6 protein-coding genes are annotated in these 11,865 nt (G+C 71.6%); 4 read left to right on the top strand and 2 right to left on the bottom strand.

The genetic code is table 11. From position 1 onward, the window contains the following. The 3 genes from ACWD10_RS36235 to ACWD10_RS36225 all read left to right on the top strand — a co-directional run. The coding region (locus ACWD10_RS36235) for an SDR family NAD(P)-dependent oxidoreductase (protein WP_451097955.1) at window positions 1–5,436 on the top strand (5,436 nt) is incomplete at its 5' end. 1 nt (window position 5,437) lies between these two features. Next, the gene (locus tag ACWD10_RS36230; protein WP_451097954.1) at window positions 5,438–6,961 is read left to right on the top strand and encodes an MFS transporter; all 1,524 of its coding nucleotides are present in this window, start codon (window positions 5,438–5,440) and stop codon (window positions 6,959–6,961) included. A gap of 112 nt (window positions 6,962–7,073) precedes the next feature. Next, window positions 7,074–7,256: a DUF5302 domain-containing protein gene (locus ACWD10_RS36225; RefSeq protein ID WP_451097953.1), complete on the top strand. Its 183-nt coding sequence runs from the start codon at window positions 7,074–7,076 to the stop codon at window positions 7,254–7,256. A gap of 279 nt (window positions 7,257–7,535) precedes the next feature. Here the strand turns inward: ACWD10_RS36225 and ACWD10_RS36220 are convergent, their stop codons facing one another. Together ACWD10_RS36220 and ACWD10_RS36215 are read right to left on the bottom strand one after the other, a co-directional pair. Beyond that, a complete protein-coding gene (locus ACWD10_RS36220) occupies window positions 7,536–8,453 on the bottom strand; it encodes an MBL fold metallo-hydrolase (protein WP_451097958.1) in 918 nt (305 codons plus the stop codon). A 5-nt stretch (window positions 8,454–8,458) separates the two neighbouring features. Further along, the gene (locus ACWD10_RS36215) at window positions 8,459–9,736 is read right to left on the bottom strand and encodes an ester cyclase (protein ID WP_451097957.1); all 1,278 of its coding nucleotides are present in this window, start codon (window positions 9,734–9,736) and stop codon (window positions 8,459–8,461) included. A 420-nt stretch (window positions 9,737–10,156) separates the two neighbouring features. Between ACWD10_RS36215 and ACWD10_RS36210 the strand changes: the two genes are divergently transcribed. Then, entirely contained in the window at window positions 10,157–11,707 is a 1,551-nt protein-coding gene (locus tag ACWD10_RS36210; protein ID WP_451097952.1) for a PDR/VanB family oxidoreductase, read from the top strand. The last annotated feature ends 158 nt before the right edge of the window (window positions 11,708–11,865 follow it).

The following is an 11,865-nucleotide window of genomic DNA, read 5'->3' as shown; positions in this document are numbered from 1 at the left end:
CTCGCCCTCCAGCACGAAACCCTCCCCCAGACCCTCCACGCCGAACAGCCCAGCCCAAGCATCGACTGGGACAACACCGGCCTCACCCTGCTCCAGGAGGCACGGCCGTGGGAACGGGATGAGGCGCGGGTGCGGCGCGCGGGTGTGTCGTCGTTCGGGCTCAGCGGCACCAACGCCCACGTGGTCATCGAGGAAGCCCCGGCCGAAGTGCCCTCGACGGACGGCAACCCCACGGAAGGGGACTCCGCGCGGGGCAGCGCCCCGGCAGGCCGCTCGGATGTGGCCCTTCCCCTGGTCGTTTCGGGTGCCGACGACGCCGCGCTGCGGGCGCAGGCCGGGCGGTGGGCCGACTGGCTCGCGGGCCACTCCGACGTACCGCTGCGAGACGTGGCGGCGACCGCGGCCCTGCGGCGTATCCAGCTGGAGCACCGTGCGTGTGCTGTCGCGGAGACGACCGAAGAGGCCGCGGCTGCCCTGCGCGCGCTCGCGGACGGCATCTCCCACCCTCGGCTTGTGACGGGCACGGCGCGCGAGCGCGGCAAGGTCGTCTTCGTCTTTCCCGGACAGGGAAGCCAGTGGCGGGGGATGGGGCGTCACCTGCTCGTCGAGTCACCCGTGTTCCGCGCGGCGGTTGAGGCGTGCGACGCGGCTCTGCTGCCCTGGACCGGCTGGTCCGTCCGTGAGCTCCTCAGCACGACGGACGAAGCCCTCTCTCCGGAGCACCAGCGCGACGTGCCCCCGTTCGACCGCATCGACGTACTGCAGCCCGCGCTGTTCACCGTCATGGTCGCCCTGGCCGCCCACTGGCGGTCCCTCGGTGTCGAGCCGGAGGCCGTGGTCGGCAGCAGCCAGGGCGAGGTTCCGGCCGCGGTGGTGGCCGGGGCGCTGTCGTTGGAGGACGGTGCCCGGGTGGTGGCGCTGCGCAGCCAGGCACAGCTGCGCGAGTGCAGCGGGCGCGGTGGCATGGCCCTCCTGGAGCTGCCCGTCGCCGAGGTCGAGGAGCTGATCGCGCCGTACGGGGACGCGCTGTCCGTGGCGGTGGTCAATACGGCCACGTCCACGGTGGTGTCGGGTGATGTCGACGCCGTGGAGAGGCTGCTCGCCGAGTTGGAAGGGCGTGAGGTGTTCTGCCGCCGGGTGCAGTGCGACGTGGCCGGGCACAGCGCCCACATGGACCCGATCCTGCCGGGGCTCGCCGACGAACTGGCCACGCTCAGCCCTCGCCCGTGGTCCGTTCCGTTCTACTCCACGGTCACCGGCAACGTCGTCGAGGGTACGGAGCTCGACGCGGCGTACTGGTGCCGCAATCTGCGGGAGACCGTCCGGCTCGACGGCGCTCTGCACAGCCTCAACGAGGCCGGGTACGGCGTGTTCGTCGAGGTCAGCCCGCACCCGGTACTTGGGATGCCGCTCACCGACGCGTGCTCCGAGAGCGGCGGCGTCGTCGTGGGCAGCCTGGCGCGGGAGCGGGGCGACGGGGCGCAGCTGCTGCGCTCGCTCGCCGCCCTGCACTGCGAGGGGCACCCGGTGGACCTGTCCGTACTGTTCCCCGGGGCGGCCGCCCCGGCGGACCTGCCCACGTACGCGTTCCAGCGGCAGCGCTACTGGCCCGGCCCGGCGGCCTCCGCGGGTGGCGGTGCGGGCGACGCCGGTTCGTTGGGTCTTGTCGCGTCCGGGCACCCGTGGCTGGGGGCGGCCACGGCGATGGCGGACGGTGCCGGACATCTGCTCACTGGCCGTATTTCCCTGGCCGACCAGCCCTGGCTCGCGGACCACGCGATCGCCGGCACGGTCCTCGTGCCCGGCACGGGGCTGCTTGACATGGCGCTGGCCGCGGCGAGGGCGGTCGGCGCGGCCGGGGTCGGTGAACTGACCCTGGAGCAGCCGCTCGTGCTGCACCCCGACGTGCCGCTGCGCCTCCAGGTGCGGGTCGACGCCGCGGACGGCGAAGGGCGGCGCCCCGTCGTCGTCCACAGCCAGCCGGAGAACGCGGCCGCCGCCGGTGCGTGGATCCGGCATGCCACGGGTGTTCTGACGGACGACGCTGAGCCTGTCCAGGGCCCCGCGGACGCAGGGGCGGCAGGGTCGGCCTCCGGCGCCGGAAGCCCTGCCGCCTGGCCGGTGGCCTGGCCCGTGCCGGGGGCCGAACGCATCGGACTGGACGGCTTCTACGAACGCTGTCACTCCCAGGGACTTGAGTACGGGACGCTCTTCCAGGGCCTTAGGGAGGCATGGCGGTCCGGGAACACCGTCTACGGAGTGGTGCGGCTGCCGGACGGCACCCCGGAGTCGGTCGCCGGATACGGCGTCCATCCCGCGTTGCTGGACGCCGCCCTGCACCTCCTGGCGGCGGCCGGGTCCGAGCGGGCCTCGGACGACGCAGACGAGGAGGGGTCCGGCACTGTCCTCATGCCGTTCGCCTGGTCGCAGATCAGCCTGCGCGCCACCGGCGGCACCGAGTTGCGCGTCCGGGCCGAGCACACCAGCGACACGACCGTGCGGATCGACGTCGTCGACACCACCGGCGAGCCGGTACTCACCGTCGGGGGGCTTGAGGCGCGCCGGGCCGATATGGACCAGCTGCGCAAGGCCGCCGCCGCGGGGACGCCCACCGAGCACCTGTACCGCCTTGAACACAAGGAGCTCGACCCGGCCGCGGACAACACCGGGACCGGCCTGGACTCCGCGACGCTCGTGGTCACCGGCGAGGGCGGTTTCGTCGCCGAGTGGCTGGGCGTGGAGACCGTCGCCACCACGGGCGGCGGCCTGCCGGACTTCGGCGACGACGTCCCGGAGCGGATAGTCGTCGACCTGACCGGAGCGACCGGCAGCCCCGGCGCCGCAGACGGCGTGGACGCCACGGACGCGGCGGGCCAGGCGGCCCGGGACGCCCAGGACGCGGCGATCCGGGCGCTGCACCAGGTGCAGAACTTCCTGTCCGACCCGGTCCTCGACGCCTGCGAGCTGATCTGGGTCACCCGGGACGCCGCCCGGGCCCGCCCGGAGGACCGGTCGTCCTCGCTCGCGGACGCACCGCTGGCCGGTCTGCTGCGCGCGGTGCGCGCCGAACACCCGGACCGCTCGCTGCGGTTGGTCGACGTGGGATCCGACGTGACCGACCGCGCCGTGCTGGCCCGGGCTCTGGGCGTACGAGACGAACCAGAACTGGTGCTGCGGGGCGGCACCCTGCTCGTACCTCGGCTGCAGCTCGTCCCCGCAGCGGACGCCGCGGTGGCACCGGAGCCGGGCGCCGCGCCCTGGCACCTGGACATCGGGGAGCGGGGACGGCTTGACACGCTGGAGTTCCGGCCCACCGGGACGCAGCCGCTGCAGCCCGGCCAGATCAGGGTGGCGATCCGTGCCTCCGGCATGAACTTCCGGGACGTCCTCAACGCCCTCGACATGGTCTACTCTCCGCGCCTCGGGCTCGAATGCGCCGGTGTCGTGGTGGAGGCCGCCCCCGACGTCACCGGGCTGCGCCCCGGCGACCGGGTGATGGGCCTGGCGACGGGGACGTTCGGCACCGAAGTGTGCGTGGACGCGCGGCTCATGGTGCGGATCCCGGGCGGGCTCTCGTTCGCGCAGGCGGCCACCGTTCCGCTGGTGTTCCTCACCGCGTACTACGGTCTGCGCGACCTGGCCGGGCTGCGGGCCGGAGAGCGTCTGCTTGTGCACGCCGCGGCCGGCGGTGTCGGTATGGCGGCCCTGCAGCTCGCCCGGCATCTCGGCGCCGAGGTGTACGGCACGGCCAGTCCGGGCAAGTGGGACCAACTGCGCCGCCTCGGGCTGTCCGACGACCGCATCGCCTCCTCGCGCGACACCGGCTTCGAGGCCGCCTGGCGGGACGCCACCGACGGCCGTGGCTTCGACGTCGTACTGAACTCGCTGACCGGGGAGTTCGTGGACGCGTCGCTGCGTCTGATGCCCCGCGGGGGCCGCTTCCTGGAGATGGGCAAGACCGACATCAGGGATACCGAACAGGTCTCGGCGGACCATCCGGGCGTCGCGTACCAGGCGTACGACCTGCGGGACAGTGGTGCGGACCGGGTCCAGGAGATGCTCCTGGACATCGTGGGGCTGCTTGAACGGGGCGTCGTCACACCGCTGCCGTGCACGGCGTTCGACGTGCGCGAAGCGCCCAGTGCGTTCCGGCACATGGCGCAGGGCCGCCATGTGGGCAAGATCGTCCTCACGGTGCCGCGCGCCCTGGACCCGGACGGCACCGTGCTCCTCACCGGCGGCACCGGTGAGCTGGGGCAGTTGGTGGCGCACCACCTGGTGCGTACCCACGGCATCCGTCACCTGGTGCTGACCTCCCGCCGCGGCCCGGATGCGCCGGGGGCCGCCGAGCTCGTCCGGGAACTGCGGGAGGCGGGCGCCGAGTCCGTCGCCGTGGCGGCCTGTGACGTCGCGCGCCGGGACGACGTCGCCTCGGTCCTGGCCGCCGTCCCCGGCGACCATCCGCTGACCGCGGTGGTGCACCTGGCTGCCGTCCTGGACGACGGGGTCGTGCAGAACCAGACCGCCGAGCGGTTCCGGCAGGTGCTTGAGCCGAAGGTGGCGGGCGCCCTCCATCTGCACGAACTGACCGCGGACTTGGACCTCGCGGCGTTCGTCCTGTTCTCCTCCGCCGCGGGCATGCTCGGGGCGCCCGGGCAGAGCAACTACGCGGCGGCCAACACGTTCCTGGACATGCTCGCCGCCCACCGGCGCAAGCGCGGCCTGCCCGCCGTCAGCCTCGCCTGGGGGCTGTGGGCCCCGGGCGGCACCGGGATGACGGCGCGTCTCGGCGACGCCGAGCTGCGCCGTGTACACCGCCGGGGCGCCCAGGCGCTGTCGGCGGACGAGGGCATGGCGCTGTTCGACGCGGCGCTGCTCCGGCCGGAGCAGCTCCTGGTCCCGCTGAAGCTGTCCGTCGCCTCGCTGCGCGGCGACAGCGGCGCCCCGGCACTGCTGCGCTCGCTCGTGCGGCCGCAGCTGCGCCAGGTGCACCGGCAGGGCCCGCGGGAGACCTCGTTCGCGGAGCGGCTGGCCGCTCTCTCCGACGCCGAGCGGGCCGCGGAGCTGCTCGCCGTCGTGCAGGGCGAGGTCGGGGGTGTCATGGGCCTCACCGGTGCCGACGCGGTGGCGGCGGACAAGCCGCTCAAGGAGTTCGGCCTGGACTCGCTGATGGCGGTGGAGGTGCGCAACCGGCTCTCCAAGTACGTCCAGGCGACGCTGCCCAGCACCTTGGCGTTCGACTATCCGACGCCGCGGGCGATCGCCGAGTTCCTCTACGTACGGCTCGATCTCAACCACGGGCCCGAGCGGTCCGGCCCGCCGCAGGATCGGGCGGCCGTGGAGGCGCAGCGCACCGCGGAAGCGCTGCAGGCCGCGCAGGAACTGACGCTCGACGAGATGGACGAGGCGCTCGACAACGTCCTGAAAGGTCTGTGATATGCCCGAGACCCCTGTGCACCCCCCGGCCGAGGAGAGGTCGCGCCGCCGCTGGCTGGCGCTGGCGATCGTCGGTGCGGCGATGTTCCTGGACACGCTGGACGCGTCCATCGTCACGGTCGTTCTGCCCGCCATCCAGCGGGATCTGGACAGCGACTACGCCATGGCCCAGTGGACGCTGGCCGGTTACGTGCTCGCCTTCGGGCTGCTGCTGATCACCGGTGGACGGCTCGGTGACATTTTCGGCCGTAAACGGATCTTCATGCTGGGGGTCGCGGGATTCACCGTGGCCTCGGTGGTGTGCGGCTTCTCGGCCAGCGGCGAGATGCTGGTGGCGGGGCGGTTCGTGCAGGGGCTCATGGCGGCGCTGATGGTGCCTCAGACCATGGCGGTGGTCGTCACGCTGTTCCGTCGTGAGGAGTGGGCCAACGCGTTCACCCTCGTCGGGGTCGGGCTCATCGTGGGCAGTGTCAGCGGCCCGTTGCTCGGCGGGGTGCTGACCGAGCTGGATCTCCTTGGCCTCGGCTGGCGTTCGGTCTTCCTGGTCAATGTGCCCCTGGGCCTGCTGACCCTGGCCCTTGCGGCGGTCTTCGTGCCCGAGAGCCGGTCGGACGAGCCACTGCGGGTCGACCTGGTCGGTGTGGTGCTGCTTGCCGCGGTGGCGGTCGGCCTGATGTACCCGCTGGTGCAGGGGCGTGAACAGGGCTGGCCCGGCTGGATGTTCGCCGCCATGGTGGCGGCCGGCGCGCTGGCGGTGGTGTTCGCGCGGTATCAGCGGGCCCGCCACCGGCGGGACGGCTCGGCGCTGATTCCGCCGCCGCTGTTCGTGCCACGATCCTTCCGGGTCGGCCTGCTCGTCACCCTGCTCTTCTACACCGGCATCAGCTCCTTCTTCCTGGTGCTCACCTACCATCTGCAGTTCGGCCTCGGCTGGTCCGTGTGGCGTACCGCCCTTGCGACGTCCGCATGGCCGCTGGCGATCATCGCCGCGACCCAGGTCGCCTGGCGGATCAAGTCGGTGAGCGGACGCACCTGGGTGGGCATCGGGTCGCTGGTCCTTGCCACCGGAGTGCTGACGGCGATGGCGGTCGTACGCGGTGCGGGCACCGGCCTGGCCCTGTGGCACGTGGTCGTGGCCGGCGTGGTCATGGGGGTCGGCATGGGTCTGTGTTCGCCGGTCCTGACCGCCGTGGTTCTCGGCGATGTGCCCCCGAAGGACTCCGGTGTCGGCTCCGGTGTGGTCAACGCCTTCATGCAGCTCGGCTCCGCCACGGGCATCGCGGTGGTCGGCCTGATCTTCTTCGGCCTCGTTGGCGAGCACGGCAACGGTGATGCGGGGCTGTCGGGAGGCGCGCTGACCAAGGCCCTCTGGTACAACGTCGCGGTCTTCCTGCTGACGGCGGTCCTCAGCCCGCTGCTGCCGGGGCGGACCGACCAGGAGGACGGAGACGGCGGCGATGAGGCGGGAGAGCGGTGCGAAGCGACGACCGAACTCGCCCCTCCCTCACCCTCTCAAATTGCATAAGCAATTCAGCTTTCCGGCCGCTGATCACAAAGCGAAGGCCTGAATTCGACCTCGTCCAATTCCCTCTTCCATGGCACGCTGTATTCGCCGTCGATTTGCCGAGGAGGTTCGTATGGCTAATACGCCACAAGGCAACGCAGCCGACAACGACGCAAAGCGGAAGTTCCGTGAGGCGCTTGAGCGCAAGGCGCGGGGCGGAGCATCCCGTCGGGTCCGCGACGAGGGCAAGGTCAGGGCGAACGGTACGAGTAGCCCGGCCGGAGGCAAGCGCTACTTCCGCCGCAAGACGGGCTGAGCGAGCGCCGCTTCTCAAGGGGATGCTGTGCACCGGGACAACCGGGGCACAGCATCCCTTCTTTATGCGACCAGGCCAGCCGAAGGGATACTCGAAGACCGCTCAAGAGTCGCTTGATCTCATCTTGAATTCAACTCGTGAGGCACTTGAGCGGAAATCAAAAACCTCTCTACCTGGCAACGTATCTTTGCATGCGGGATGGAGTGTGGACGCTACGGAGCCCGGGCCGACGATGCCGGCCCGGGCTCCGTAGTTCTGCGGGCTGTGCGGGAGCGGCGGTTACGCGCGGCACTCCGGCAGGCTGCCGTGATACTCCACCATCTCCGCGAACAGCGCCCCGATATCGAGCGGAGCGCCGGGCTCGGCACCCCGCAGCTCGGCCTGTGCGCGGTGCAGATTGGGTACGAGGCGTTCCGCGTCCAGGAGCCCGGCGAACTCGCCGAGGTCGGCGGCGCGGGCGGCCTCAAGCGGTGCGCGCCCCTCGGCGAGGGCCCGCCCGGCCAGGTCCCAGACCCAGCGCAGATAGCGCTCGTTGACGTCGAACATCCCGGTCCCGCCGACCGGCCCGTGGCCGGGCACCACGACCCGCGGCCCGAGCGCGCGCAGCCGGTCAAGGGCGGCCAGGGACCCGGTGACCGAGCCCATGGGCACGAACGGCGTGACGCCGTTCATCACCAGGTCGCCGGTGAAAAGGACGCGCTGCTCGGGCAGCCAGACCACGGTGTCGTCGGTGGTGTGCGCGGCGGGCCCGATGTGCAGCACCTCGGCCCGCAAGGCGCCGACGTACAAGGTCAGGCGGTCGCGGAAGGTGAGCTCGGGCAGGTCCACCTCGATGTCGCCCCAGCACACGTCGGGCCAGAGCCCGGTCAGATGCAGCCCCGCCGCGTCCATCGCCGTACGGGTCCGCTCGTGGGCGACCGTGACGGCCTCCGGGAAGAGCGAGTTGCCGAAGGTGTGGTCGCCATGGAAGTGCGTGTTGACGAGCAGCCGCGGCGGCCGGGGCGCCAGGTCAAGGGCCGACTCCCGCAGCCGCAGGGCACGTTCGACGGTGGCGGCGGTGTCGACGAGGGCGCTCTCGCCGTCCGAGACGAGGATGCCGGAGTTGTTGAGGCACCAGCCGCCGTCGGGCTGCACATGCGCCCACACGCCGTCGGCGACCTCGGTGAGGGAAGCGGGCGCGGAAGGGAGAGCCGTCAGTGCGCTCACAGCACGTCCGCAGCGACGAAGCCCAGCTCCTTGAGCATCGGCAGGTAGTTGAAGACGTCGTAGTGCTCGATGATCTTGCCTTCGTCGTTGAAGCGCAGCTCCTCCAGCATGTACCAGCTGACCTTCTTGCCGGTCGGGGCCTTGCCCATGAACTCGCCGAGGTGCGTGGCGGTCACGCTGATGCGCAGGATGACCCGGTCGCCCTCGGAGACGGCGCTCTTGACATCCAGGTGGAGGTCGGGGAAGGCGGCGAGACCGCCCTTCATCGCACCGATCATCTGCTGGGTGTCGACGGGGCGGTCCTCGGAGAAGTGCCGGATGTCCGGGGACCAGTGCTTGAGGATGCCGTCCAGCTCCCAGCGGTTCCAGGCGGCGGCGCAGTCGAGGGCGATCTGCTTGTTGCGCTCCTGGACCGTCTGCGGTGCGGTCTCCTGTGCGGGCTGCGGGGCGAAGTCGGCGGCGTGGTCCGCGGCCCACTGGGCGAAGGTGCGGGCCGGGCGGCCGGTGACGCGCTCGACGGTGTCGACCGGCACGGGCGGGTGGGCGATCGCGTCGGCGAGGTAGCCGAGCACCATCTCGACGACCGGCTCCGGCATGAACTGCCCCATCTGCGCGCGGGCCTCGCCCGGCGTGATCTCCTCGAAGGCAACGTCCCGGCCGACGGCGGCGGCGATTGCCGTCACCTGATCGGCCTGCGTGATCGCCTCGGGCCCGGTGACGACGTACGCCTCCCCGGTGTGCCCGTCCCCGAGCAGCGCGGCCACGGCGACGGCGGCCACGTCCGCCTCGTGGATGAGGACGCGCGGTGCGGCGCCGTACGGAGCGCGGACGACGTCCTCGGTACGGATGGAGTGGCCCCACTTCCAGAGGATGTTGGTGGCGAACTCGTCCGGGCGTACGAAGGTCCACTCCAGGCCGGAGGCCTCGACGGCGCGCTCCACGGTGCGGTGGTACTCACCGCTGTGGTTGTCGCCGGAGGTGTCGAGCACGGAGGACGAGGAGAGCACCACGACCTTGCGCACCCCGGCGGCCACGGCCTGCTCAACCACCTCGTGGACCGTCTCGGGCACCGGGAAGAGGTAGAGCGCGTCGACGCCGTCCAAGGCCGGGACGAGGGACTCGGTGCGGGTCAGGTCGCCCTCGAACACCTGGACTCCGTCAGGGAGTTGGGTTTGCGCCTTGGCGGCCTCCCGGGTCAGCGCCCGCACGTCGGCGCCCGCCGAGACGAGCCCCGCGACTACGTGGCGGCCCACGGCCCCGGTCGCTCCTGTCACCAAGATTGTCACGTCTGATCCACCTTCGCGGGTCGGGTGCGGTCCGTGCGGACAGGATCGGAAAGCCCTCTGGAGACCCGCCGGAGTGGTCCTCGACCTTTGCCCAGACCGCACCGGAGCTGAGCAGAGCCCGAAGCACTCTCAAGTCGGAGTCAAGTAGGAGTCGAGGGTGACACGGGTTCGGAATGAGATATTCACCTGTCTGTGCTGTCGGACCATCACGCAGGGAAAGAGAGGCCGCACGTGTCCTCTGCCGTCCGGGGCCGGACGCCCCGACCCCCCACGAACGAGCAGGCAAAGCAGGCGGAAGAGCCGGAGCCCCGGGCCGGAGCGGGGCGCAACGAGCAGGCCCTTCAGAGCGCGAAGGGCACGAAGAGCAAGGAGCGAAAGCAGCCGAAGACATCGCGGAAGGACACCAAGATGTCCCGCCAACTCAGCTCTCGCGGACGGAAGTTGACGCTCGCCCTGCACATCTCCACGTCCGTGGGCTGGATGGGACTCTCCCTGTCGATGGCCACGCTCGCCGTCATCGGCTACTTCACGACGGACCCCGGCGTGGCCGAGGGCGCGTACTACGCGATGTACGTCTTCGACGAGACGACCGTCTCGATCGTCGGCCTCGCCAGTCTCATCACCGGGGTCCTGCTCGGCACCGGCACCCCGTGGGGGCTGCTGCGCCACTGGTGGGTGGTCGTCAAGGGGAGCATCGCGCTCTTCATGCTGGTCTTCGCCTGGGCGTACACCCACCCGCTGGTGATCACCGCGGCGGAGCAGGCGGGCGAGGCACGGGGCGGCTACACGCCGAGTACCGAGGGCACGATCCTGCTGTGGACCGTGCCGCCGCTGTTCGTGCTGCTCGTGTACGCGTCGATCATCTCGGTCTACAAGCCGTGGGGCCGTACGCCGCGGGGCCGCACGTACCAGGCGGCACGGACCCAGCAGCGGACGACCGGCACCGGCACCGACACCGGCACCGCCCAGAACGCGCCGGAGCCGCAGAAGGAAGAGGAACGGGCCACGCAGGAGCTGGCGGTGACCGTCGACGCGGTCGACGAGATCGCGGACGGCGTCGCCGACCTGCACCTGGTGCCCGCCTCCGGGGAGCCGGTGGCGCCGTGGACGCCAGGGGCGCACATCGACCTCGTGCTGCCCTCGGGCCGGCTGCGCCAGTACTCGCTGCACGGCGACCCCGCGGACCGCTCCGCGTACCGGGTCGCGGTGCTGCGCGAACCGACGGGCCGGGGCGGCTCCCTTGAGGTGCACGGGCTCCGGGCGGGCGACCACGTCGCGGTACGCGGCCCGCGCAACCACTTCCCGCTCGCCGAGACCGGCTCTTACGTCTTCATCGCGGGTGGCATCGGCATCGTGCCGTTCCTGCCGATGATCCAGGAGGTGGAACGGCGCGGCGCCCAGTGGCGGCTCGTGTACGTCGGCCGGACGCGGGCGGCCATGGCCTTCGCGGAGGAGCTCGACACCGCATACGGCCCGGAGAAGGTCGCCCTGCACGCCCGGGACGTGACGGACCGCCCGGATCTGTCAGTGACCCTTGCCAACGCCCCGGCGGGCACGGCGGTGTACGTCTGCGGTCCCTCCGCCCTGATGGACGCGGTGCAGGAACTGATGCCGTCGTCCTGTCCGGAGGGAACGCTGCACCTGGAGCGGTTCGAGGCATCGGAGAAGTCCTACGACCCCGCAGACAACACGCCGTTCGAGGTCGAGCTGGCCGGCAGCGGCGAGGTGGTGACGGTACCGGCGGACACGTCCATGCTGGACACCCTGCGCGAGTCGGTGGCCCCGGGCCTCTCCGCCTCCTGCGAGGACGGCCTCTGCGGCAGCTGCGAACTCCGCGTCCTGCGCGGCGTACCGGAGCACCGCGACGACGTTCTGTCCCCGGCCGACCGCGACCGCACGGACGTGATGTACCCGTGCGTGTCCCGCATCCGCGGGGACCGGGTGGTCGTGGATCTGTAGTGCGTTCCCCAGCCCCGCTCCTCAAGCGCCGGAGGGGCTGTAGATAGCCCGTCCGGCGCTTGAGGACCCGCTTGCGGACGAGCGCATTCAGCGCGACGGAAGCGGGGGTCCGGGGGCGGCGGCCCCCGAAGCTGCTGCAAGCTTTCGGGAAGGGGCGG

The sequence above is a fragment of the Streptomyces sp. NPDC002851 genome (genome assembly GCF_053591935.1).
The sequence above is the reverse complement of the archived record's forward strand: the minus strand, read 5'-3'. Positions and strand labels throughout refer to the sequence as shown.